Below are 24,700 nucleotides of genomic sequence, written 5' to 3' on the forward strand. Positions count from 1 at the left end.
TTAATCTTCGAGAAATGTCCAGCTGCAGCGGCTGGGTGCGGGAGGCGCTCAGCTTTTTTTGTTTGTCTAGCTACAGCGCCTATGGTTGTAGCTTTTTTGTTATCATTTTCACCCAAAAACAAATTTCATAACCTATTCCAAACGTATTTTGAGAAATGGCTACATTAAAATAACCGGATTGACATCTATTGAAACCAGCAAACCGCTTCTCGCATCTTTCTGATATTGATCGAGAATCGTTTTAAGCGTTTTAGTAAGGTTCGGTTCCCGCTTGTATTTTATCAAACATTGATAACGATATCTATTATTTATCCTAGGAATGGATGAGGCCGCTGGCCCTAAAACAACGGCTTTATCTGAAATTTGTGAGCGTACATAGTTGACCATTTTCTCTGTTGCCGAAACGACTTTAATCAGGTTTTCATGACTTACCGTTATTAGGGCCAGATAATAGAATGGGGGATAATGATGAAGCTTTCGAATTAACATTTCCCTCTGATAAAATAAATCATAGTCTTGACGACCCGCTAGCTCAATACTATAGTGTTCCGGTGTATAGGTTTGAATGACGACTTCACCGGGCAGCTGATGTCTTCCCGCCCTGCCGCTAACCTGTGTCAATAATTGAAATGTTTTTTCTGAAGCGCGGAAATCAGGTAAATGGAGCATCGTATCTGCTGAAAGGACGCCAACTAGGGTGATATTGGGAAAATCCAAGCCTTTGGCAATCATTTGTGTCCCTAGTAAAATATCGGCTTTTCCATCTTTAAAATCACTGAGAAGCCTCTCATGTGCCCCTTTACGGCCTGTGGTATCAACGTCCATGCGAATGACTCTTGCTTCCGGAAGAATCTTCCCTAATTCTTCTTCCACTTTTTGTGTTCCTGTGCCAAAATAACGGATGTATTCACTATTACATTCAGGACAATTCTTTGGTACAGTGCTTTCATAGCCGCAGTAATGACATTTCATCTGTTCATTTACACGATGATAGGTAAGGGAAATATCACAATTTGGACAGTTCACCACATAACCGCAGTCTCTGCACATCACAAATGATGAGTGTCCCCGCTTATTTAAAAATAAAACAGATTGCTGTTTCTTTTCGAGCCGATCCTGAAGCAGTTCAAAAAGTTTTCGGGAGAACATGGACCGATTGCCGTCCCGAAGCTCTTCACGCATATCAATGATCTCAACAGCAGGAAGCTCCTGGTTGTTCATTCGGTTCGGTAATGATAATAGTTGATATACCTTCTTTTGGGCTCTTGCAAAAGACTCTAGCGAAGGGGTAGCACTTCCAAGAACGACTGGACAGTTATACGTTTTTGCTCTCTTAATTGCCACATCTCTAGCATGATATCGGGGCATCTCTTCCTGCTTATAGCTGGTTTCGTGCTCTTCATCAATAATGATGATACCAATATCTTCAAAAGGGGCAAAAATGGCCGATCGTGCTCCGACAACTACTTTTACTTCCTTGCGTTGGATTTTACGCCATTCATCATACTTTTCCCCTGCCGATAAACCGCTGTGTAAAACAGCCACTAAATTACCAAATCTTCCTTTAAAACGATGGACCATTTGCGGTGTGAGAGCAATTTCTGGTACTAGAACAATCGCTTCTTGCCCTTTTTCAATCACTTCTTGGATGGATTGCAAGTAAATTTCCGTTTTTCCGCTCCCAGTCACTCCATATAATAAAAACACCTCATGCCGATCTTGTTCAATAGAATGTAGAATTGGCCCGATCGCCTGCGCTTGCGCATCTGTTAATGGCAGCGGTTTAGTCCGCTCAAACGTTCGATGGGCAAAGGGGTCACGGTATACTTCCTTGTCAAACTCCACCAATAATTTTTTTTCAATTAGGGCTTTGATGGTCGATCCTGAAGTATTCAGCTCATCAATCAAAATTTTTAATTCAACTTCATCACTATGCTCTAGAAAATACTGCAAAATTTGCCTTTGCTTTTCAGCCTTAGCGGGAATGGTTTGGAGCGCCTCTTCTAATTCACAATGACTGACAGTTGGCCGAACAAACTTCCGGAGTTTTTTCTTTACTCGTTCTTTCACCATATAAATAACTTCTAAATGGCCGTTTGCCGCCTCACGCTGCAATAAAGGACCCAAGCCCATTTTTAAGGCTTCATCCCAGTCAAGTTCACCGTCATTCTCAAAGAAAGCTTGCAACTTTGAGGGTAAATCCATGACAGCCCCCTTGTTTGCAAGCCTGACTTTTTTTTCATATTTGGCTTTTAATGCTGCCGGCAGCATGACCTGAAAGGCAAAAATTTTAAAACAAAGAGTGTACTCCGTAAGCCAATTACCAAGTTCTATTAATTCCTGATTTAATACAGGCTTTAAATCCATTGGTTCATTAATCTCTCTTAGCTTATTAACATCTGTTTCGGTTTTCAAACCAACCACAAAGCCTTGTATTTGCCTCGGACCAAATGGGACAATAACCCGCATTCCGGGCTTTATGGTCCCGCTCCACTGTTCAGGGATTAAATAATCGAAAGCCCGGTCTGTTTGTTTTGTCGGTACATCGACTATTACGCTAGCTATTTCCATTTGTTTTCAGATCCTTCAAAAGTGAAGTAATTTCTTCAATAATTTTTACAGAGACTTCTTTTTTTGACATAAGGGGCAAGTTAATGATCTCCCCAGAACGCTTAAACAAGGTAACAATGTTTGTATCAGTGCCAAATCCTGCACCTTCCTCTTTTACATTGTTCGCCACGATCATATCTGCATTTTTCTTTATTAATTTATTTTTCGCGTATTCTTCAACTTGATCCGTCTCTGCCGCGAAGCCAACTAGAAGTTGTTTGGTTTTACGCTGTCCTAGTTCAAAAAGAATATCTTTTGTTCTTTCCAACTCAATGCTTGAATCGCCTGCTTGCTTTTTTACTTTATGATCAAAAATCACTTTTGGACGGTAATCAGCCACGGCTGCCGTCTTGATAACCACATCAGCAGCTTCATAGTGTCTCATTACCGCTTGGTACATTTCCTCTGCACTCTCTACCTTGACGAGTTCTACCCCTTGAGGAGCAGATAGTGAAACAGGACCTGAAACCAATATAACATGGGCTCCTTGTTTAACAGACTCTTCAGCCAGCGCGTACCCCATCTTTCCTGATGAATGATTGGATATAAAACGAACTGGATCAATCTTTTCTCGTGTTGGCCCGGCCGTAACAATGACTGTTTTCCCCTGTAATGTTTTCCGGTCCTGTTGATTAAAATAGTTATGAATTAGCGACACTATTTTTTCTGGTTCTTCCAGGCGCCCTTTGCCAACATAGCCGCAGGCAAGATACCCTTCACTTGGCTCAATAAATTGACAGCCGTAATCAGCCAATACCTCAAGATTCTTTTTAACGGCTGGATGACCATACATATGTACATTCATAGCAGGGGCAATCCACACAGGGGAAGTGGCTGCAAGCAATGTAGTGGTAATCATATTATCGGCAATTCCATTGGCTAATTTGCCAATTGTATTTGCTGTAGCAGGGGCAACCAAAATTAAATCGGCCCAGTCTGCCAAATCAATGTGAGCAATCACTTGGGGATTTTTCTCATCAAAAGTGTCGGTATACACATCATTTCGCGATAAAGCCTGAAAGGTTAAGGAAGTAACAAATTTTTCTGCCGATTCACTTAAGATGACCTTCACGTTAAATCTTGCTTGTACAAGCTTACTCGTAAGCGCTGCAGCTTTATAAACAGCAATCCCTCCTGTGACACACAATAGGATGTTCCGTTCCTTACTCATTTTTAAAGCCCCCACTCTTGTCCATTACTTTTTACTTTTATTATGCTAGAAAATATCCTTTTTTTCATCTATTTCCTAATTAAAAATGATATGAATCACTTAGAATAAGGCTGTGTTAATCTTAAATGTTGATTTCCGCTCCAGTCGCTCAGCAAACCCGCGGGCGTGCCGGGGAGNNACTCCCGCAGGAGTCGAGCTTATCCGATCCAATCAACATCGTCTCAAAATCAACAGTAACCTTTAACACAGCCTAAAGCAAAATAAAAAGGCTGACATACAGGTGATTTCCCTTTTGTCAGACCTTCTTTCATTTTATATTGTGACTGTGGGCTGGGTCCTTACTCAGCTGATGTTTCTGCCTTTTTTGAAATCCGATAAGTTAGTTCACCGCTATAAATTTCCTCTAATGCTTTTCCTACATATTTATAAGAAACATATTTAGGGAGCCTTTCATCTTTTAGCTGTGACATGACGCGGGCGCGCTTAGCAGCAACAGATACAAGTGAATATTTAGAATCAATTTTTTCTAATAAAGAATCAATAGATGGATATAACATATTATTCAACCTCCAGCAGTTTTTTATAACGATGTTCTACTCTTTCTCTGCGGCAGTGCTCTGCCGTGACAATGGCTTTAACTCGTTTGCAGGCGAGCTCTACCTGATCATTTTCCACTACATAATCATATAATTCCATCATTTCGATTTCCTCACGCGCAGTTAACATTCGATTATGAATGATATCTTCTGTTTCTGTTCCTCTTGTTACAATTCTGTTCTTGAGTTCAGTTAAGCTTGGCGGCATGAGGAAAATAAACAATCCCTCTGGAAACTTTTCTCGTACCTGACGGGCACCCTTCACCTCAATTTCCAGGAAAACATCTTTACCCGAATCTAGAGTTTCACGGACATAATCTACAGGCGTTCCATAATAGTTGCCAACAAATTCGGCATACTCCAATAACTTGCCTTGTTCAATTAACTGTTCAAATTCGCCGCGTGTTTTAAAGAAGTAATCTACCCCATCGACTTCCCCTTCACGCGGAAGCCGGGTTGTCATAGAAATGGAATATTCAAAAGCGGTATCAGGATGTGAAAAAATCTCTTTTCGGACAGTTCCTTTCCCAACACCGGATGGTCCAGACAATACAATCAGTAACCCTTTTTCCTGCATATTATGAAAATCCTACCCTTCATCAATAATATCATCACGGTCTGTCAAGCGATTGGCAACCGTCTCCGGCTGTACAGCTGAAAGAATGACATGGTCACTATCCATTACAATTACAGCACGTGTCCGTCTGCCATATGTAGCGTCAATTAACGATCCCCGATCCCTGGCATCTTGAATAATTCGTTTAATTGGCGCTGATTCCGGGCTGACAATGGAAATAATGCGATTGGCAGATACGATATTACCAAATCCAATATTGATTAATTTAATCGACATGGTTCCTCATCCAATCATTAATAATATATTTTGACCGTGTTAAACAGTTTCTAAACAAATCCTATTCGATATTCTGGACCTGTTCCTTCAGCTTTTCAAGCAAACTTTTGATTTCAACTACTTTTTTAGCAATATTGGAATCATTTGCTTTTGAGCCGATGGTATTCGCCTCTCTGTTCATTTCCTGAACCAGAAAGTCCAGCTTTCTACCGATAGGCTCGTACTCAGTCATAGTTTGCAAAAATTGCTGGATATGACTTCTTAACCGAGTAATTTCTTCATTAATATCTGCTTTGTCGGCAAAAACAGCTACCTCTGTTAAAATTCTCGTTTCATCTAATTGCCCATTCACAAACTCTTGCATTCTTTTTGTTAAGCGCTCCTTAAAGGCTTGAACAACGAGAGGGGCAAATTTTTGAAGCTCCGTTACATAGGTTTCAATTTGGGCAGTAATCGCAAGTAAATCTTTTTTTAATTCTTCTCCTTCAGCCATCCGCATTTGCTTTAACAGTATTACTGCCTCTTCTGTGGCGGTAAGGACAAGCTTTTCGATTTCTTCATTGCCTGCTTCATTTTCTTCAATATGTAAAAGATCGGTACGACCCAGTAAATCCTGAATGGAAATGGTTCCTTCAATTGCGTATTTACTTTTCGCTTCATTAATAAATTGAAAATATTCCTCAATCAGCTTCCAATCCGCCTGAATTTTTCTCAAGACGGTTCCTTCACCATCCACACTTACATATACCTCTACCCGCCCGCGGCGGATATGCTGGCTTAAGATCTTTTTCAATTTATCTTCTATTTTTAAAAGTTGTCTTGGCATGCGGATATTCATTTCAGAGAATCGGTGGTTGACAGTCTTGATTTCAACATTCACTGAAAATGCCCCTGACTCTGTCTTGCTCCTGCCAAAGCCTGTCATACTAATAACCATCACTTACACATCCAATCTTAAATAATGATCGGCTTTATTTTTTAAAAATAACAAAAGGTAATAGAATGAATCTATCACCTTTTGGATTATAACATACTTTATTTTGTTTTTCTTAACAAAAATGATCCTGCTAGTAAAAAAGTTGGAACAGCTGATAATCCTAAAATTAACAGCCAATCTTTTGCTGCGATAGGAAGTGTGTGGAAAATTGGTTGTAAAGGCGGATAGTAAATAGCTACTAGCATCAGTAATAAAGATGAAATGACGGCCCAAACCAAATACTGATTTCCAAACGGATTTCTCGACAGCACCGATCTTTCACTGCGGCAGTCAAATACATGAATCAACTGTGCCATAACAAGGGTTGCGAATGCAACTGTCTGTGCATAAGGCAATTGCCTTGGATCGTTATGGTATACGATCATGAACGCCAAGAGCGTAACGAGTCCAATGAGGAACCCACGCGAGACAACCTTCCAGCCAAGTCCGCGTGAAAATACCCCTTCATTTGGACTGCGCGGCCCTCGCTTCATTACATTTTCCTCAGGTTGATCTAGTCCCAAAGCCATCGCCGGCAAACCGTCAGTCACTAAGTTCACCCAAAGAATCTGAATTGGTACGAGTGGCAGCGGCAATGCCAATAACATCGCAAAAAGCATGACTAATATCTCCCCGACATTTGAAGCTAATAAGTATCGGACAAACTTACGGATATTTTCGTAGATGTTTCTACCTTCTTTAATAGCTGCTTTAATGGTAGCAAAATTATCATCCAATAAAATGAGTGCCGAAGCTTCTTTTGCAACGTCCGTACCGGTGATCCCCATCGCGACACCGATATCAGCAGCCTTAATGGCTGGAGCATCATTCACGCCATCTCCTGTCATGGCAACAATATGCCCTCTATTTTGTAAAGCTTTCACAATTTTTAATTTATGTTCTGGTGACACCCTTGCAAACACCGAGACATCTTCCACCACATCTTCGAGTTCTTCTACCGACATTTCAGCTAGTGCCTTTCCCTCGAGAACCTTACTTTTCTTGGTCAATATTCCAAGCTGCGATGCAATTGCTTTAGCAGTAATTACATGGTCACCCGTAATCATCACGGTTTTTATGCCTGCTTCTTTACATTCTTTTACTGCCGCCTTAACTTCAGGTCTTGGCGGATCGATCATTCCCTGGACGCCGATGAAGGTTAACTTTTTCTCTGCCTCATGGTCGCTTAAGATAACGGTATTGGCCGAGATTGGCTTATAAGCAATGGCTATCGTTCTTAATGCCTGTGACGCAAGTCCATTAATCGCATCCTGAACCTTGCTTTGTGTTTCTTTACTTAAGTATTGTGTTCTCTCATCCCATAAAATGGACTCACATATACCTAACACAACATCCGGAGCACCTTTGGTGACAATAAAGTGCCGGCCCTGTTTGTCCTGCACATGGATACTCATCATTTTTCTGGTGGAGTCAAACGGGAATTCATTGACGATTGTAAAATCTTCTAAGAGTTTGGTCCGGTCAAAGCCTGCTTTCATCGCACTAACCAGCAATGCACCTTCCGTTGGGTCTCCGTCAAGGATATAATCGTCATCTATCCTGGCCAGTTCTGAATGGTTACACAGCATACCAAAGATCAGCATTTGCTGTAACGACTTTTCATCCCTAGGCTGAACATTTTTTTCGTCCCGGTAAAAATTCCCTTGTGGCTGGTAGCCGACCCCGTCGACCGTCCACGTATCCCCGCCGCTCCATAGATGAGTAACGGTCATTTTGTTTTGTGTCATGGTCCCCGTCTTGTCCGAACAGATGACCGAAGCACAGCCTAGTGTTTCAACTGCTGGCAGTTTCCTGACGATGGCATTTTTCTTAATCATTTTTTGAACACCTAATGATAAAGCCACTGTTACAATAGCCGGCAGCCCTTCTGGTATTGCTGCCACTGCTAGGGAAACACCTGCCAAGAACATTTCATATAATTCATGGCCTTGTAATACTCCGACAATCACCACTAAGACCGTCAGTAACAAGGCCACAGTAATTAATATTTTCCCAAGCTGCTCTAAACGCCGCTGCAGGGGTGTATCCTGTGCTTCGGCATTTTGCAGCAAATCGGCAATCTGCCCCATCGCTGTTTTCATACCGGTAGCAATAACCACACCTAAGCCGCTTCCCCTTGTGATCATCGTCCCCATAAAAGCAATATTTTCCATATCACCAATACCGGGGTTAGGGTTACTTAATGGATCGATATGTTTAGCAACGGGCACAGACTCACCCGTCAACGCTGATTCTTCAATTTCTAAGCTCTTCGAATCAATAATTCGGACATCTGCCCCAATTCGATCCCCGCTTGCAAATTTGATCACATCTCCAACGACAATTTCTTTCGATGGGATTTTAACCCACTCGCCCCCGCGAAGGACAGACACCTGTGGTGCCGATAACTCTTTTAAAGCTTGGAGTGACTTTTCTGCCCGTCTTTCCTGGTAGAAGCCGAGACATCCGTTAATAATGACAATGGCAATAATCGCAATTGCATCAATATACTCACCCAGCAAGCCTGAAATCAAGGTTGCAGCTAACAATACTAACACCATAAAATCTTTAAACTGGCTGAAGAATAAGAGTAAAGCCGATTGCTTTTCACCCTCATCTAATTCATTTAAGCCGTACTGCTTTACCCTTTTCTTTACTTCTTCTTGTGATAATCCAGAAGAAAAGTCGGTTTCTAGAGCCTTTTCTACTTGTTCTAGCTTCATTTCATGGAATTTCATCCGACCATCTCACTTCCCCCTTTTATAGACTTGCTCTAAGGAAAGCTTATTCAGGGTCGTCCAAAAAAATGCTAGATGAAAATATGAATGATGGGTAAATTAAGACAGATTTTAGCCAGATAGGATATAATTGAATCATAGCTTTTAGAAAAGGATGTTTTCCATGTCATTTGATGGTTTATTTACAAAAGCAATGGTCGATGAACTAGTTCGTTCCCTCAAAGGTGGACGGATTAACAAAGTCCATCAGCCTTATAAAAATGAAGTCATTCTGACGATCCGCGCAAACGGAGTCAATCAAAAACTATTATTATCGGCTCACCCAAGCTACGCAAGGGTCCAATTCACCAATGAAGCCTACGATAATCCAAGTGAGCCGCCAATGTTCTGTATGCTGCTTAGAAAGCATATTGAAGGACATATATTAGAGGATATGTATCAGGTTGATAATGACCGGATCATTGTGTTTGAAATTAAAGGCCGCAATGAAATTGGTGATATCAGCTATAAACAATTAATTATCGAAATTATGGGGCGCCATAGCAATATTGTTTTAGTTGATAAGACACGTAATATCATTCTCGATAGCATTAAGCACGTTTCATTTGCTGTGAACAGCCATAGAGCCATTCTTCCTGGACAACCTTATATTAACCCGCCAGAACAACATAAGGTCAATCCGTTTACAGCAGATGAAGAGGATGTATTAAAGAAGTTAGATTTTATGGGTGGTAAACTGGACCGCCAGCTCGTTGAACACTTCGGCGGTATTTCACCGCTTTTGGCAAAGGAAGTTATTTTTCAGAGCGGGTTAGCCAATCGTTCAACAGTGCCAGCAACATTTGTTAGACTGATGAAAAAAATAGGCTCCGGTGATATTGCTCCCTCTATCATGACTTCTAATGGAAAAGAATTATTTTATTTATTCCCGCTTGAACATGTAAAAGGAGAAGTAAAAACCTTTTCATCTCTTAGTGAAATGCTTGACCGATTCTATTTCGGCAAAGCAGAACGTGACCGAGTGAAACAGCAGGGAAATGATATTGAGAGATTTATCACAAATGAAAAAGAAAAGAATGAAAAGAAAATTGACAAACTCCAACGTACATTGGAAGATGCGGAGAAAGCAGAAGAGTTTCAACTTTACGGAGAGTTGTTAACTGCTAATCTATATGCGGCAAAAAAAGGAATGAAAGAAATCGAAGTTCTTAATTATTATGATGAAAACGGCGGAATGCTTGTCATTCCACTCGATCCAAGAAAGACACCATCTGAAAATGCCCAAAAGTATTTTTCCAAATATCAAAAAGCAAAGAATTCCATCTCGATTGTCATCGAACAAATTGACAAGGCCCGTGAGGAAGCAGAGTATTTTGATAATTTACTCCAGCAAGTGCAAACAGCATCGCCAAAGGATCTACAAGAAATCCGGGACGAACTTGTCGAGGGCGGATATATCCGTGAACGACAAAAAAGGAATGGGAAAAAACCTCACAATGGCAAGCCGGTACTGGATTATTTTGTTGCGTCTGATGGAACAGAAATCATAGTTGGAAAAAACAATAAACAAAATGATTACCTAACGAATAAACTCGCAGCGCGAGATGAAATTTGGCTTCATACAAAGGATATTCCAGGATCACACGTAGTTATCCGCAGTAAGGAGCCTTCAGATGAAACCATTCTTGAAGCTTCAAATTTAGCGGCCTATTATAGTAAGGCACGTAATTCCGGATCGGTACCCGTGGATTATACAAAAGTGCGTCATGTAAAAAAACCAAGTGGAGCAAAGCCTGGGTTCGTTATTTATGATAATCAACAAACCGTTTATGTGACTCCAGATGAGGAAATGGTTTTAAAATTGAAGAAATAACAAGTAAAAGAGGGGAGCCTATTTACGATTGGGCTCCCCTCTTTGGTTTATCGGTGGTTTTTCAGTACTTTTCGGCGTTTTTTTGATATTTATCGGCGGTTTTCCGGTACTTATCGGCGGTTTCTCGATATTTATCGATTTCTTGTAACTTAGCCAAAATTTTATTTTATCAGGGATTCTGCTTCCTCAAACTTTTGGCTCCATGCTGCTGTGTCTTTACTCCATTGTAGAAGGCTTTCTTGATTTTCCGCACTTACATATCCCTTATCAATGGCTACATCAATTAAGGAAGCAAAATCGGTTAATGAATAACTCTTAATATTTTCTTCTGCAAATACTTGTTTTCCTTTTTCAAGACCGTATGTAAAGATGGATACGACCCCAAGTACGTCACAGCCTGCTTCCTTTAATGCATTCACTGCCGTGACCACACTGCCTCCAGTAGAAATCAAGTCTTCGACAACCACTACCTTTTGGCCGGCCTCGGCTTTTCCTTCAATTTGATTCCCTTTACCGTGGCCTTTTGCTTTAGAACGGACGTAGCACATTGGAAGTTCCATAAGGTCACTGACCCATGCGGCATGAGGAATACCTGCCGTTGCGGTTCCAGCGATAACTTCAGTCCCTGGAAAATTTTCTTCAATCAGCTGCTTCAATCCTGCAGCAATTGCTTTTCTAACCTCAGGGTATGAAAGTGTTAGGCGATTATCACAATAGATCGGGGAACGAAGTCCCGATGTCCAGGTAAACGGCTCCTCTGGTTTTAAGGCAACCGCATTGATTTCTAGTAATTTTTCGGCAATTAATTGTTTCATTGTGTTACTCCCTTCCATGCTTCCATCCATTGTTGATAACTTGTTAACGGGTCGTGTGAGCGGGTAATTGAGCGGCCTACAACAATCGCACTTACCCCCATGGTCCGTGCTGATTCAGGAGTTGTGACACGTTTTTGGTCACCAACCTGATCGGTCGCCATACGAATTCCTGGACAAACCGTTAAAAAGGAATGTCCAGTTTTCTCTTTAATTAAAGACGCTTCCCACGCAGAGCAAACAACCCCATCTAAGCCTGCTTGTTTGGTTATGGAGGCATAATGAAGCACCGATTCCTTTAAGGAGACCGGAATAAGTTGTTCCTTTTGCATTTGTTCCTCAGATGTACTTGTTAATTGTGTTACAGCGATACAGTTAGGCCGCATCCTTCCTGCAGTGGTACCTGCTTCAAGACCTTCAAGTGCCGCCTGCATCATCTCAATACCTCCGGCAGCATGAACATTAACCAAATCACACTCTAAACGGGCTAGACCTTTCATTGCACTTTTCACGGTGTTTGGAATGTCATGAAGCTTTAAATCCAGGAAAATCCGGTGGCCTTGTTCTTTTAATTGATGAATAATCGAGGGGCCTTCCTGGTAGAACAACTCCATTCCTACTTTTACAAAAAGCTCTTTGCCAGCAAACGGCTCTAGAAATTGATTTACTTCGTTTATGCCGGGAAAATCAAGCGCGATGATAAGCGAGTTGTCCATGTTCCTTCCAGCTCCTTCCTGTACATTCACTAATATGTTCAAATCCTAATTTTTCAAGCAGTTCAGGCAGTTCTTGAATGATCGTCGGACAAACAAATGGGTCTACGAAATTAGCGGTTCCAACTGCGACTGCACTTGCGCCAGCATAGAAATACTCAATCACGTCACTAGCCGTCTCGACGCCGCCCATACCAATAATAGGTATCTTAACAGCTTGGCTGACTTCGTGAATCATCCGAATCGCCACAGGCTTTATCGCTGGGCCTGACAACCCGCCAGTTCGATTGGCAAGGATTGGTTTTCCTGTTTTTAAATCAAGCCGCATCCCAATAAGGGTATTAATCATGGTCAACCCATCCGCACCACCATCTTCAACGGCCCTTGCCATTTCTACAATGTTTGTTACATTGGGCGACAGCTTCACATATACAGGTACCTCTGATACCTCTTTAACCTTACGGGTTAATTGCTTCGCTGTTTCCGGAATGGTTCCAAAAGCAATCCCGCCTGTTTTTACATTTGGGCAAGAAATATTCAATTCCAGTGCATGAACATTAGGTGCTTTAGAAATCTCACGGGCAACCTCCACATAATCTTCCTCAAGTGATCCAGCCACATTCGCAATAATGGGTACATCATATTGAGATAGAAATGGCAGTTCCTCGCTAAGGACCTTTTGAAGTCCTGGATTTTGCAGGCCAATGGCATTTAACATTCCCGCGGAGGTTTCTGCCACACGCGGTGTTGCGTTTCCGAACCTAGGTTCAACTGTTGTGGCTTTAATCATAATGGCACCAAGTACGCTCAAATCATAGAATTGACTGTACTCTCTGCCAAACCCAAAGCAGCCGGAAGCAGGCATGATTGGGTTTTTTAAATTTAATCCTGGTAATTCAATGTTTAAGCGACTCATATCAATACCTCCCCTGCTCGGAATACAGGACCATCACTGCAGACTTTTTTATAGGAAACTCCTGTTGGATCATCTTTCTTTTTACATACACAAGCAAAGCAGGCACCGATGCCGCAGCCCATCCGCTCTTCTAACGATAAAAATACTTTTTTATCTTGATAATTTTGCTCAATTGCTCTTAACATTGGTGTTGGCCCGCAAGTATAGATACAATCAAACTGTAATTCTTTCATCACATCTGTCACAAAGCCCTTTCTCCCATAAGAACCATCAACAGTCGTCACATAGGTTTCCCCATTTTTCAAAAATTCCTCTTCGTAGAAGACGGCTGAAGCTGTTTGAAAGCCAAGCACATGGATGACTTTAACACCTTTTTCAACTAACTGATTCGATAATTCATATAGAGGAGGGACGCCAATTCCGCCCCCAACAAGTAGTACCGTGTCACCGATGCTAACCTCGTCTGCAGGAAAACCATTACCTAGTGGACCAAGGATGTCAACAAACATCCCTGGTCTTAATTCTGCTAGCATGGAAGTTCCTCTTCCATCTTTACGATAAATCATGGTTAAACTTTTCTGTTCATAATTGTACGAGGAAATACTAATTGGTCTTCGCAACAGTGGATCCAAGCCATTGGATACTTTAATATGGACAAATTGACCTGGTGACGTAATTTGCATAACTAATTCGCCATTTATAGTCAGCTCATAAATATCTGAAGCTATTTCTTTTTGGCTTAGAATTTTGCATAACTCTTTTTGGATCATGCAAACACTGCCTCCTTTTTCATCGCTGCCATCGGTTCTGCTGAGAAATTCATTGATTCAATCACTTTTAGGATTGCATCAGCTGTGTCAAGTGAGGTTAAGCATGGTACTCCATTTTCGACAGCTTCTCGGCGGATTCTAAACCCGTCACGTTCCGGCTGTTTGCCTTTTGTTAGTGTATTGATAATGAACTGTGCTTCTCCATGATGGATTACATCTAAAAGTGTTTTTCCATCCGACCCAATTTTTCCTACTACTTTCACTCGAAGGCCGGCTGATTCTAAAACAGCTGCTGTTCCACTTGTTGCCATTAAACGATATCCGTTTGCAGAGAAACGCTTTGCAAGCTTTAATGCTTCTTCTTTATCTTTATCAGATACCGTAAACAATACCGTACCGAATTGCTGAATTTTCATGCCTGAGGCAACTAAACCTTTGTATAGTGCTTTTTCAAGTGTAATATCCTTGCCCATTACTTCCCCAGTTGACTTCATTTCAGGTCCAAGCGTGATATCGACGCTCTTAAGTTTTGCAAAGGAGAAGACCGGTACTTTAACATAGACGCCTTCTTTCTCAGTGACAAGACCTGGGATGTAGCCTTGGTCAAGAATAGAAACCCCAAGGATCGCTTTTGTCGCAATTTTTGCCATTGGAACATTCGTAATTTTACTTAAGAATGGAACGGTACGGCTCGATCTTGGGTTTACCTCTAAAACATACACTTGGTCTCCCGCAAGCACATATTGAATGTTTAGTAATCCAATAATATTTAACCCTTTCGCTAATTTCTCGGTGTACTCCACAAGTGTTTGTTTTACTTTTTCACTTAGGGTTTGCGGAGGGTATACGGCAATCGAGTCACCTGAGTGGACTCCAGCTCGTTCGATATGTTCCATAATACCTGGGATTATAACATTGGTGCCGTCACAGATGGCATCAACTTCAATTTCTTTTCCTGTTAAATATCGGTCAATCAAGACTGGATGCTCTGGATTTACTTTTACAGCGTTTTTCATATAGTAAAGAAGTTCTTCTTCATAATAAACAATTTCCATTGCTCTTCCGCCAAGCACATAGGAAGGTCGGACAAGGACCGGATAACCAATTTCGCCTGCAATAACTAGTGCCTGTTCTACTGACATAGCTGTTTTTCCTAATGGTTGTGGGATATTTAACTGCTCAAGCGCTTGTTCAAACTTATCACGATTTTCAGCACGGTCTAAATCTTCTAAGCTTGTTCCAAGAATTTTCACGCCGTTTTCTTCAAGTTTAGCAGCCAAGTTGATCGCGGTTTGTCCGCCAAACTGAACGACAACTCCCATTGGTTTCTCTAAATCGATAATACTCATTACATCTTCGATCGTAAGCGGCTCAAAGTATAGCTTGTCGGAAATACTGAAATCCGTTGATACTGTTTCTGGATTATTATTAATGATGATCGCTTCATAGCCTGCCTCTTTAATGGCTTTTACAGAGTGTACAGTCGCATAATCAAATTCAATTCCCTGGCCGATGCGGATTGGACCGGACCCTAGAACGATAACACTCTTTTTCGCTGTTACAATCGATTCGTTTTCGTCTTCATATGTGCCATAGTAGTATGGTGTTGCAGATTCAAATTCGGCTGCACAAGTATCAACCATTTTATAGACTGGGATAAGGCCGTGATTTTTTCTAGTATGATAAATTTCTTTTTCAGATGTGTTCCAAAGCTCGGCAATTTTTTTATCAGTAAATCCTTTTTGTTTTGCTTCCATTAAGATTTCAGTTTCAAACGGATTTTCAGCAATTGCTTTTTCCAGTTCGATAATTCCTTCCATCTTTTTTAAGAAGTATAAGTCGATTTTACTCCATTCATGAATCGTCTCAATAGTTAATCCACGTTTTAACCCTTCTGCGATGTAAAAGAGTCGTTCGTCTCCAGCTTTGCGAATCCGTTTTTCGAGTAGTTCATCAGTGATTTCTAAAGCGTCGTTTAATTCAAAATGATAAACACCTGCTTCAAGGGATCGGATTGCTTTCAATAAGGACTCCTCAAATGTTCGGCCAATTGCCATAATCTCTCCCGTGGCTTTCATTTGTGTCCCAAGTGAACGGTTACCCGATTCAAACTTGTCAAACGGCCATCTTGGAATTTTGGTAACGATATAATCTAGTGCTGGTTCAAAGCTAGCATACGTTTTACCGGTTACTGGGTTTAACATTTCATCAAGAGTCAAGCCGACCGCAATCTTTGCTGCAAGCTTAGCAATTGGATAACCTGTTGCTTTTGATGCTAATGCCGAAGAACGGCTAACACGTGGATTTACTTCGATAATATAGTAATTGAAACTGTCAGGATCCAAAGCTAGCTGAACATTACAGCCTCCTTCAATTCCTAAGGCACGAATAATCTTTAGAGAAACATTTCGAAGCAGCTGATATTCACGATCACTTAATGTCTGGCTTGGAGCAACGACGATGGAATCCCCGGTATGTACCCCGACCGGGTCGATGTTTTCCATATTACAAACAACAATCGCATTGTCATTTCTATCTCTCATTACTTCATATTCAATTTCCTTGTAACCAGCAATACTTTTTTCTAGAAGACATTGAGTTACAGGGCTGTGCTTTAGTCCGCTTGTGACGATTTCTTCTAGTTCCCCATCGTTATGGCAAATACCTCCGCCTGTTCCACCAAGGGTAAACGCAGGGCGGACAATTACAGGATAACCAATTTTTTCAACAAATGCCTTTGCTTCCGGTAACTCATGGATAATTTCGCTGTCCGGTACAGGCTCATTAAGCTCATTCATCAAGCTTCGGAACAGATCGCGGTCCTCCGCTTGATTAATCGCAGAAAGTTTTGTTCCTAGGATTTCAACCTCGCATTCATCTAAAACGCCGGATTTTGTTAATTCAACAGCTAGGTTTAGACCTGTTTGCCCACCAAGTGTTGCAAGTAATGCATCTGGACGTTCTTTACGAATGATTCTGCTGACAAATTCAACTGTTAATGGTTCGATATAAACAGCATCTGCAACCTCAGTATCTGTCATAATTGTAGCAGGGTTCGAGTTTACTAGAATAACCCGATAGCCCTCTTCTTTCAAAGCGATACATGCTTGTGTACCTGCATAGTCAAACTCTGCAGCCTGCCCAATGACAATTGGTCCTGAACCGATTACTAGAATGGATTTAATATCTGTACGTTTAGGCATTTGCTGTTACCTCCTGTTTGTGCTTTTCCATCATGTCAATAAATTGGTTAAATAATCCGTTCGCATCTTCTGGCCCCGGTGATGCTTCTGGATGGTATTGAACCGTAAAAGCTGGATAATCTAGATGTTTTAGTCCTTCAACTGTACCGTCGTTAACTGCAATATGAGTGACTTCTAATCTTGTATTTTTAACAGACTCTTCTTCCACTGTATAGCCGTGATTTTGCGAAGTAATCGCTACTTTACCTGTAGCTAAGTCTTTTACAGGATGGTTGGAACCGCGATGACCGAACTTCATTTTTTCCGTATTGGCTCCACACGCTAGTGCGAATAACTGATGGCCTAAGCAAATGCCAAATAGCGGAACTCTGCCTAATACACCTTTTAGCATATCAATCGCTTCTGGAACATCCTTTGGATCCCCAGGTCCATTCGATAACATAATCCCGTCCGGACGTAACTGAAGGATTTCGTTAGCTGTTGTATGATAAGGAACAACCACCACATCACAATCCCGATGGTTAAGTTCACGTAAAATTCCATGCTTCATACCAAAATCCACAAGGACCACTCTTTTACCTCGCCCTGGGCTTGGATAAGCATTTTTAGTGGATACTTGTTTCACTTGATTTGTTGAAAGTGGTGTTTTTCTTAATTGTTCCAAAACCTCATTTGGATTTTTCTCAATGCTGCAGATGGCACCTTTAAGTGTTCCATATTGTCGGATGATCCGTGTCAATTTACGTGTATCAATTCCTGCAATCCCCGGTATTTTTTTCATGTCAAAATATTCATCCAAGGTATACTCGTTTCTCCAGTTAGAAGGGAAGTCCGCTGCTTCTTTCACAACTAAACCCTTTATTGCCGGATTGATTGATTCGAAATCATCCCTGTTGATTCCGTAATTTCCGATCAGCGGGTATGTTAATGTGACAATTTGTCCGCAATAAGATGGGTCGGATATGATTTCTTGATAACCTGTCATCCCTGTATTAAAAACAACTTCACCGATTGTTTCTGTATCACTTCCAAAGCCTTTACCAATAAAGATTGTTCCATCTTCTAAAATTAGTTGTTTTTTCATACCAACACACATCCTTTTTCCCAAGCGATTTCTCCTCCAGCGATTGTCATTTCTGGCCATCCCTTACATGCCCAACCGCCGAATGGTGTATTTTTTCCTTTTGATAAGAATTCTTCTGTGTTAATTTCTCGTTCTTCTTCTAAGTTCAACAGAACTAAATCTGCAGGAGATCCAACTTCTATTTTTCCGTATGGCAGGTCAAACGCTTCTGCTGGTTTGACTGTCAGGTATTCAATTAATTGCTCAAGCGTCATGACATTCTTTAAGACAAGGTGAGTATATAGAAGCGGGAACGCTGTTTCTAGCCCAACGATACCGAATGGAGCAAGCGTCATACCCTCCGCTTTTTCTGCTGCCGTATGCGGTGCGTGATCAGTTGCAATGAAATCAATTGTGCCATCTAGGAGCCCTTCGATTAAAGCCTTGCGATCTACTGCATCACGAAGCGGCGGGTTCATTTTAAAGTTTGAATCCAAGCCAGGGATATCATCTTGAGATAACAATAAATGGTGAGGCGTAACCTCTGCCGTTACCTTAATCCCTGCGCGTTTTGCATCTCTGACCACCCGGACTGATTCCTTTGTACTGATATGGCAGACATGATAGTGACAGTCCGCTGCTTCGGCTAACAGAACATCTCTGGCGATCTGAACAGATTCACATACAGATGGGATTCCATTTAACCCATGTTCCTTCGCAAAAGAGCCATCGTGAACTGAACCTTTATTGATCAATGTGTCTTCTTCGCAATGTGCAACAATGGCCATATCAAGAGAGGCCGCTTTCCGCATCGCTTCAAGCATCATCGCTGCAGATTGTACGCCAACCCCGTCATCTGTAAAGGCAAACGCACCTTTAGCTTTCAATCCCTCAAAATCCGTTAACTCCTGACCCAACTGGCGGATTGTGATAGACGCATACGGCAGTACTCTAACCTTTGCAGTATCCTTAATCCGTTTTTGCAAGTCCTCCATGTTAGTAATGGTGTCAGGCACCGGTCTTGTGTTTGGCATGTTGGCTATGGTGGTAAATCCGCCTCTTGCGGCAGCTGCTGTTCCGGTTGCGATGGTTTCCTTTTTTTCTCCGCCTGGCTCACGAAGGTGTACATGCAGGTCGATAAATCCAGGTGAAACTAATTTACCCTCCGCGTTAATTGTGCGGTCCACAATTGCGTCGATTTTTGTTTCAATCTTTGTTATGATGCCATCTTCTATTAATATATCAGCTTGTTTCTTTTCTCCTTTAGATGCTATGTAGCACGCGTTCTGAATAAGTAGTTTCATTTTGGTTTCCTCCTTCAAGACTTTCGATTGATCTCTTAAGTGCCGCCATTCTGACGTACACACCGTTTTCCATTTGCTTGAATATCCTTGATCGCTTGCATTCTACAAGACTATCAGCTATTTCTACATTTCTATTAACAGGTGCAGGATGCATGATAATGCTGTCCTGCTTCATCATCTTTTCTCTTTCGAGCGTAAGACCATATTGCTTATGGTACTCATTTGCCGTGAAGCTGCTTTTTTGTTGATGCCGCTCATGCTGCACCCGCAGCAGCATCACAACATCCGCCTCTTGAATGGCCTGGTCAATGGGTCTGTATTTGGACATATCTGCACTGCGGGAATCAAACCATTCGACAGGACCTGAAAAAATCACTTCTGCGCCCAGCCTTGTCAATACGTCTGCATTAGAGCGGGCCACTCGGCTATGGCGTATGTCTCCAATAATGGCAATCTTCAATCCCGCAAATTGGCCAAATTCTTGGTGAATCGTCATTAAATCCAGCAGTGACTGGGTAGGATGATGACCGCATCCATCTCCACCATTGATAATTGGTATATTCACTTTTCCTACTAACTCATCAAAGTAGCGGTCCTGATCGTGGCGAATTACCACTGCTTTTACACCAATCGATTCTAATGTTTTTACGGTATCGTAGAGTGTTTCCCCTTTTTGTACACTTGAAGTCAACACTTCAAAGTGAATTACATCAAGACCTAACCTTTTTTGAGCAACTTCAAAGCTGCTTTTTGTTCTTGTACTTGGTTCAAAAAATAGGTTGGCAGCGAATATTTTTCCCTTTGGATGCCACTCCATACCTTTTTTAAAGTTGTGAGCATCGTTTAAGATTTGATAAATCTCATCCACCTTTAATTCATTCGTGGTTAATAAATGTTGTAACATCCAATTCCCGCCTTTCGATGATAATAAAAACACCCTGACCTTTTGATCAGGGTGTAATGACTTACTTTCTCAAGGATGCGAGATTCTATCCCGCCTCATTGATCAAGTTTTACACCCTTCTAAGCCTCTCTGGACTTCCTTTAAAAGGTTTCTTTGTATTTATGCAGTTCTTTTATTTTCTTCGTCCACTTCAAACATATTCTCATCTGCCTCTTGTCTTCCCGGCAGAATTAGGTTTAACAATACACCGATAATAGCTGCTAATGCCATCCCTTGGATTTGAATATTAAAAGGTAGTTTCACAATCGCTCCGCCAATCCCTAGGACTAGGATTACAGATGAGATAACAAGATTACGTTTATCGCCAAAGTCTATTTTACTATCTACAAGCATTCTCAACCCTGAGGAAGCTATAATACCGAAAAGTAAGATTGATACACCACCCATAACAGGTGTTGGGATCGTTTGGATTAACGCTGTTATTTTTCCTATAAACCCGAAGATTATTGCGAATATGGCTGCACCTGCAATAACATATACACTGTATACTCGAGTAATCGCCAGGACTCCAATGTTTTCACCATAGGTAGTTTTTGGCGGACCTCCAATTAAAGCGGAAATGATGGTTGCTGTACCATCACCTAAAATGGAGCGATGTAAACCAGGATTTTTAATATAGTCACGTCCGACAACCTTACTAAGAACAAGCTGGTGACCGATGTGTTCCGACAAAGTAACAATCGCAATTGGGACAACCAAAGCGACAATGTCCCATGAAAACTTCAGTTTATACGTGACAAACGGGATAACAAATTCCGGCATTTCAAACCAGTTTGCATCTAAGACTGGTTTAAAATCGACTATCCCAACTATTAGCGCATAAATATATCCAATGACAATCCCAGCCAAGATCGGAATTACACTTAATATCTTTTTAGCGAAAATCGAGAAAATGATGGTGGCTGCCAAGGTTACTAGAGCAACCGAGAAATGAAGCATGCTATACTTTCCTGCAGCGTCGTTCATCGCGTTACCAACGGCATTTCCAGAAAGAGCTAGACCGATTACCATAATGACCGGCCCTACAACAATTGGCGGCAGTAAATTCATGATCCAACGGTGACCGGACTTACTAATCACGATTGCGACAATCCCATAAACCAAACCGGCAATGAAGGTTCCAACCATCGCTGCACCAGCACCGCCTGTTTCATAAAGAATTTTTATCGGAGCTATATAAGCGAAAGATGAGCCCAGGTATGCTGGTACTTTTCCTTTTGTAATTAAGAGAAAGGCTAGTGTTCCTAATCCGCTTGAGATTAAGGCAAGGGCAGGACTTAGGCCTATAAGATAGGGTACAAGGATAGTCGCCCCAAACATCGAGAATAGGTGTTGTAAACTTAAGGTAAACCACTGACCTGGTTTTGGAATTTCCTCTACATTTAAAATTGGTTTATTATTCATTGTTGTTTCTCCCCCATTTATATATGGTTTATCTTTATTGTCTGCTTTTCGCCATAAAAAAACCCTCATTGTATACATGAGGGTACAAAGAGGGTATAGAATCGCCAATACTATATTGGCTTTTCCCCTTTGTCAGCCTCACTGGACTGCCTTTTAAAAGGGCTGCTATTTATTTGTCAAAGATACTTACTTGATCAATGTTATCAACTTCTGTTAGTTGAACTACAATTTTTTCATCACTGGATGTTGGTACATTTTTACCTACATAATCAGCTCTTACTGGAAGTTCACGATGCCCTCGGTCAACCAGGACAGCCAGCTGGATGGACGCCGGACGGCCTATATCCATCAGCGCATCGAGCCCTGCTCTAACAGTTCTGCCAGTATATAGCACATCATCAACAAGGATTACTTTTTTATCACTGATTTCAACCGGTATATCTGAACCCTTCACAAGCGGCTCTAGAGTTTCCGTTTTTTTTGTTAAATCATCCCGATAAAGAGTAATATCAATCTCACCCACTGGGATTGGATTTCCTTCAATTTCTTCTATTCTTGAGGCTAGGCGTTTGGCCAAATAGATTCCCCTTGTACGAATACCTACAAGTACACATTCCTCAATACCTTTATTTTTCTCGATAATTTGATGGGCAATCCTTGTAAGCGCCCGATTGATGGCTTGTTCATCAAGGACAAGAGCTTTTTGGGTCATGTTACACCTACTTTATTATATTAAAATAAAAAACCTCTCACCGGTTTTGGCGAGAGGTAACAAGTTAATTTTAGTTACAGGCCAAGTAGAGCCTATAACATAACCGTTCCTTCTCAGCCTCACAGGACCGAATTAAAGGCTTATTAAACTATACTCATATTACCCCATAACTGGGTGTACGTCAATCATTATTTACGCAGTTGTTCAAGAAGATGGTTAAAATCTTCTGGCAGCGGCGCTTCAAACTCTACATACTCTTTGGTTCTTGGATGTGTAAAACCAAGAATGCCCGCATGTAAGGCCTGTCCGTCAATATCTAATGTTTTTCTCGGACCATACTTTGGGTCGCCAGCAAGCGGATAACCAATATATTTCATGTGTACACGGATTTGATGGGTCCTGCCTGTCTCTAATTGACATTCAATAAAACTAAAATCCTTAAAACGTTCGATCACATGAAAATGAGTAACCGCATGTTTGCCGTTATCGACAACAGCCATACTTTGTCTATCCTTCGTATCTCTGGCAAGCGGCGCATCAATTGTACCAAAATCATGAGGGATAACTCCATGAACAATGGCTTTATATTTACGCGTAACTGTCTTCTCAACTAATTGATTTACAAGGCTTTCATGAGCCAGATCATTTTTTGCCACCATTAGTAGTCCAGATGTATCCTTATCAATCCGGTGAACAATGCCCGGTCTTAACACTCCATTTATACCAGATAAATCCTTACAGTGAGCCATTAATCCATTAACAAGTGTTCCCGTCATGTGCCCTGGAGCAGGATGAACCACCATTCCACGCGGCTTATTAACAACCAACACATCTTTATCTTCATAATAGATATCTAAATCCATTTCTTCGGGAATGACATCTAATTCTTCTGGTTCCGGGATATTTATTTCAATTACATCATTTTTACTGCATTTATAATTCGTTTTAACAGGTTGTCCGTTTACTAAGACATTTCCATCTTTAATCCATTGCTGAACCTGTGTACGTGACCATTCTTCATCTAACCCGGAAATAACCTTATCAATTCGGTCCCCTTTTTGATCTTCAAGAATGGTGTGTTCCATTTTCTCCATATGATTTCTCCTTTGATCCCCGCTCATCTAGCAGCATTTGAATCATTAACAAAATGACGCCGATTACTAGTGAAGAATCGGCAATATTAAACACTGGAAAGTTATAGTTAAAAATATACGTATGGATAAAATCAACTACTTCTTTTCTCAAAACACGATCAATAAAATTACCAATCGCGCCCCCAAGCATCAATGCTAAAGAAACTCCTAATAGCATTTTACCTCTCGCGGCTTTTTGCAGATAAAAGATTATTCCTACAATAACCACAATGGTAATAACATAAAAAAGCCACATTTGACCTTGGAGGATTCCCCATGCAGCTCCACGATTGCGGTGAGAAGTAATATACAAAACATTATTAATGATTGGTATACTCTCGCCTAATAACATGTTGTTTACAATTAACCATTTTGTAAATTGGTCTAATAAAATTACAAAAATTGCGATTAAGTAATAAAACACTTAGAAATACCTCCACACTAAGCTGACTAGAGTCAGCCATACGCTTTTCTAATCTCTTTTGCATTTTAGCATACTTAATCGCAAAACGACAATGTAACATTATAAAAAAGCAGATGAAAGGGGCTTTTTGTAATAGTATTCTAAATCCTCACTGTCCTTAATAGACTTGATCGTTGGAATCATTTTTAGTAAATCTTCCGGGATAAATTCACCCGAAATCTCACATTGGCCAAATTTTCCATCCTCGAACTTTTGTATAGCCGAATTAATGTCTGCAAGTTCAGCCTTTAAAATGGAAATGAGCCAAGATTGCTTTTGTTTCTTCTTAAGAGAATTCTCAATTTCTTCCTTCGTTTGACGGAGTTCTAAAAACAGCTTTTCCTGCATGGCATTCATAGTTGTTACCTCCGTGATTTGTCATTTGTAATATTATCTCCGTACATTCATTCCTGACACGGACAAACA

At 41.1% G+C, this 24,700-nt stretch carries 21 protein-coding genes; 1 reads left to right on the top strand and 20 read right to left on the bottom strand.

Translation table 11 applies throughout. The features are described 5' to 3' along the window. Positions 1-159 precede the first annotated feature (159 nt). The 7 genes from priA to V7266_RS09290 form a co-directional block, all read right to left on the bottom strand. Positions 160-2,571 (bottom strand): primosomal protein N', encoded by a 2,412-nt coding sequence (priA, locus tag V7266_RS09260; protein WP_335467601.1) that lies wholly within the window; start codon positions 2,569-2,571, stop codon positions 160-162. Then, entirely contained in the window at positions 2,558-3,781 is a 1,224-nt protein-coding gene (gene coaBC / locus V7266_RS09265) for a bifunctional phosphopantothenoylcysteine decarboxylase/phosphopantothenate--cysteine ligase CoaBC (RefSeq protein ID WP_335467602.1), read from the bottom strand. The genes priA and coaBC overlap by 14 nt, the downstream gene beginning before the upstream one ends. 338 nt (positions 3,782-4,119) lie before the next feature. Next, the gene (rpoZ, locus tag V7266_RS09270; RefSeq protein ID WP_335467603.1) at positions 4,120-4,338 is read right to left on the bottom strand and encodes a DNA-directed RNA polymerase subunit omega; all 219 of its coding nucleotides are present in this window, start codon (positions 4,336-4,338) and stop codon (positions 4,120-4,122) included. A gap of 1 nt (position 4,339) precedes the next feature. Next, positions 4,340-4,954, bottom strand: a complete 615-nt coding sequence (gmk, locus tag V7266_RS09275) for a guanylate kinase (RefSeq protein WP_335467604.1) — start codon at positions 4,952-4,954, stop codon at positions 4,340-4,342. 12 nt (positions 4,955-4,966) lie between these two features. Beyond that, the gene (remA, locus tag V7266_RS09280) at positions 4,967-5,230 is read right to left on the bottom strand and encodes an extracellular matrix/biofilm regulator RemA (RefSeq protein WP_098528797.1); all 264 of its coding nucleotides are present in this window, start codon (positions 5,228-5,230) and stop codon (positions 4,967-4,969) included. A 61-nt stretch (positions 5,231-5,291) separates the two neighbouring features. After that, on the bottom strand, positions 5,292-6,167 hold the full coding sequence (locus V7266_RS09285; RefSeq protein WP_335467605.1) for a YicC/YloC family endoribonuclease: 876 nt from the start codon (positions 6,165-6,167) through the stop codon (positions 5,292-5,294). A gap of 98 nt (positions 6,168-6,265) precedes the next feature. Continuing rightward, positions 6,266-8,944, bottom strand: coding sequence for a calcium-translocating P-type ATPase, SERCA-type (locus V7266_RS09290; RefSeq protein ID WP_335467606.1), 2,679 nt, complete (start codon positions 8,942-8,944; stop codon positions 6,266-6,268). Between the two features lie 163 nt (positions 8,945-9,107). Between V7266_RS09290 and V7266_RS09295 the strand changes: the two genes are divergently transcribed. Further along, entirely contained in the window at positions 9,108-10,817 is a 1,710-nt protein-coding gene (locus tag V7266_RS09295; RefSeq protein WP_335467607.1) for an Rqc2 family fibronectin-binding protein, read from the top strand. A 161-nt stretch (positions 10,818-10,978) separates the two neighbouring features. Here the strand turns inward: V7266_RS09295 and pyrE are convergent, their stop codons facing one another. From pyrE to V7266_RS09360, 13 genes are all read right to left on the bottom strand, one after another. Then, the gene (gene pyrE / locus V7266_RS09300) at positions 10,979-11,632 is read right to left on the bottom strand and encodes an orotate phosphoribosyltransferase (RefSeq protein ID WP_335467608.1); all 654 of its coding nucleotides are present in this window, start codon (positions 11,630-11,632) and stop codon (positions 10,979-10,981) included. Beyond that, entirely contained in the window at positions 11,629-12,345 is a 717-nt protein-coding gene (pyrF, locus tag V7266_RS09305) for an orotidine-5'-phosphate decarboxylase (RefSeq protein ID WP_335467609.1), read from the bottom strand. Before pyrF ends, pyrE begins: the two co-directional genes overlap by 4 nt. After that, entirely contained in the window at positions 12,317-13,258 is a 942-nt protein-coding gene (locus V7266_RS09310) for a dihydroorotate dehydrogenase (RefSeq protein ID WP_335467610.1), read from the bottom strand. Before V7266_RS09310 ends, pyrF begins: the two co-directional genes overlap by 29 nt. Then, positions 13,255-14,028 carry a dihydroorotate dehydrogenase electron transfer subunit gene (locus V7266_RS09315; RefSeq protein ID WP_335467611.1) on the bottom strand — a complete coding sequence of 258 codons (774 nt, stop codon included), beginning with the start codon at positions 14,026-14,028 and terminating at the stop codon, positions 13,255-13,257. Before V7266_RS09315 ends, V7266_RS09310 begins: the two co-directional genes overlap by 4 nt. Continuing rightward, a complete protein-coding gene (gene carB, locus V7266_RS09320; protein WP_335467612.1) occupies positions 14,025-17,231 on the bottom strand; it encodes a carbamoyl-phosphate synthase large subunit in 3,207 nt (1,068 codons plus the stop codon). The genes V7266_RS09315 and carB overlap by 4 nt, the downstream gene beginning before the upstream one ends. Next, on the bottom strand, positions 17,224-18,315 hold the full coding sequence (locus V7266_RS09325) for a carbamoyl phosphate synthase small subunit (RefSeq protein ID WP_335467613.1): 1,092 nt from the start codon (positions 18,313-18,315) through the stop codon (positions 17,224-17,226). Before V7266_RS09325 ends, carB begins: the two co-directional genes overlap by 8 nt. Next, a complete protein-coding gene (locus V7266_RS09330; RefSeq protein WP_335467614.1) occupies positions 18,312-19,598 on the bottom strand; it encodes a dihydroorotase in 1,287 nt (428 codons plus the stop codon). The genes V7266_RS09325 and V7266_RS09330 overlap by 4 nt, the downstream gene beginning before the upstream one ends. Next, positions 19,558-20,502, bottom strand: a complete 945-nt coding sequence (locus tag V7266_RS09335; RefSeq protein ID WP_335467615.1) for an aspartate carbamoyltransferase catalytic subunit — start codon at positions 20,500-20,502, stop codon at positions 19,558-19,560. Before V7266_RS09335 ends, V7266_RS09330 begins: the two co-directional genes overlap by 41 nt. A gap of 159 nt (positions 20,503-20,661) precedes the next feature. After that, positions 20,662-21,966, bottom strand: a complete 1,305-nt coding sequence (locus V7266_RS09340; RefSeq protein ID WP_335467616.1) for a uracil-xanthine permease family protein — start codon at positions 21,964-21,966, stop codon at positions 20,662-20,664. A gap of 169 nt (positions 21,967-22,135) precedes the next feature. Continuing rightward, positions 22,136-22,678 (bottom strand): bifunctional pyr operon transcriptional regulator/uracil phosphoribosyltransferase PyrR, encoded by a 543-nt coding sequence (gene pyrR / locus V7266_RS09345; protein ID WP_335467617.1) that lies wholly within the window; start codon positions 22,676-22,678, stop codon positions 22,136-22,138. A gap of 188 nt (positions 22,679-22,866) precedes the next feature. After that, entirely contained in the window at positions 22,867-23,772 is a 906-nt protein-coding gene (locus tag V7266_RS09350; protein ID WP_335467618.1) for an RluA family pseudouridine synthase, read from the bottom strand. Next, entirely contained in the window at positions 23,744-24,235 is a 492-nt protein-coding gene (gene lspA / locus V7266_RS09355; protein WP_335467619.1) for a signal peptidase II, read from the bottom strand. The genes V7266_RS09350 and lspA overlap by 29 nt, the downstream gene beginning before the upstream one ends. A gap of 99 nt (positions 24,236-24,334) precedes the next feature. Beyond that, on the bottom strand, positions 24,335-24,631 hold the full coding sequence (locus tag V7266_RS09360) for a hypothetical protein (RefSeq protein WP_335467620.1): 297 nt from the start codon (positions 24,629-24,631) through the stop codon (positions 24,335-24,337). Between the last annotated feature and the right edge of the window lie 69 nt (positions 24,632-24,700).

The organism is Neobacillus drentensis, assembly GCF_036965645.1.
In the GTDB taxonomy this organism is placed as follows: domain Bacteria; phylum Bacillota; class Bacilli; order Bacillales; family Cytobacillaceae; genus Neobacillus; species Neobacillus drentensis_D.

Bases quoted from the DNA above. Each gene is read 5' to 3' on its own strand.
- V7266_RS09310 (WP_335467610.1), bottom strand. From the start codon at position 13,258: ATGAGTCGCTTAAACATTGAATTACCAGGATTAAATTTAAAAAACCCA.
- V7266_RS09360 (WP_335467620.1), bottom strand. From the start codon at position 24,631: ATGAATGCCATGCAGGAAAAGCTGTTTTTAGAACTCCGTCAAACGAAG.
- V7266_RS09295 (WP_335467607.1), top strand. From the start codon at position 9,108: ATGTCATTTGATGGTTTATTTACAAAAGCAATGGTCGATGAACTAGTT.
- V7266_RS09340 (WP_335467616.1), bottom strand. From the start codon at position 21,966: ATGAATAATAAACCAATTTTAAATGTAGAGGAAATTCCAAAACCAGGT.
- V7266_RS09325 (WP_335467613.1), bottom strand. From the start codon at position 18,315: ATGAAAAAACAACTAATTTTAGAAGATGGAACAATCTTTATTGGTAAA.
- rpoZ (WP_335467603.1), bottom strand. From the start codon at position 4,338: ATGTTATATCCATCTATTGATTCTTTATTAGAAAAAATTGATTCTAAA.
- carB (WP_335467612.1), bottom strand. From the start codon at position 17,231: ATGCCTAAACGTACAGATATTAAATCCATTCTAGTAATCGGTTCAGGA.
- gmk (WP_335467604.1), bottom strand. From the start codon at position 4,954: ATGCAGGAAAAAGGGTTACTGATTGTATTGTCTGGACCATCCGGTGTT.
- priA (WP_335467601.1), bottom strand. From the start codon at position 2,571: ATGGAAATAGCTAGCGTAATAGTCGATGTACCGACAAAACAAACAGAC.
- V7266_RS09285 (WP_335467605.1), bottom strand. From the start codon at position 6,167: ATGGTTATTAGTATGACAGGCTTTGGCAGGAGCAAGACAGAGTCAGGG.
- V7266_RS09335 (WP_335467615.1), bottom strand. From the start codon at position 20,502: ATGTTACAACATTTATTAACCACGAATGAATTAAAGGTGGATGAGATT.
- V7266_RS09350 (WP_335467618.1), bottom strand. From the start codon at position 23,772: ATGGAGAAAATGGAACACACCATTCTTGAAGATCAAAAAGGGGACCGA.
- remA (WP_098528797.1), bottom strand. From the start codon at position 5,230: ATGTCGATTAAATTAATCAATATTGGATTTGGTAATATCGTATCTGCC.
- pyrE (WP_335467608.1), bottom strand. From the start codon at position 11,632: ATGAAACAATTAATTGCCGAAAAATTACTAGAAATCAATGCGGTTGCC.
- coaBC (WP_335467602.1), bottom strand. From the start codon at position 3,781: ATGAGTAAGGAACGGAACATCCTATTGTGTGTCACAGGAGGGATTGCT.
- pyrF (WP_335467609.1), bottom strand. From the start codon at position 12,345: ATGGACAACTCGCTTATCATCGCGCTTGATTTTCCCGGCATAAACGAA.
- V7266_RS09315 (WP_335467611.1), bottom strand. From the start codon at position 14,028: ATGATCCAAAAAGAGTTATGCAAAATTCTAAGCCAAAAAGAAATAGCT.
- V7266_RS09330 (WP_335467614.1), bottom strand. From the start codon at position 19,598: ATGAAACTACTTATTCAGAACGCGTGCTACATAGCATCTAAAGGAGAA.
- pyrR (WP_335467617.1), bottom strand. From the start codon at position 22,678: ATGACCCAAAAAGCTCTTGTCCTTGATGAACAAGCCATCAATCGGGCG.
- V7266_RS09290 (WP_335467606.1), bottom strand. From the start codon at position 8,944: ATGAAATTCCATGAAATGAAGCTAGAACAAGTAGAAAAGGCTCTAGAA.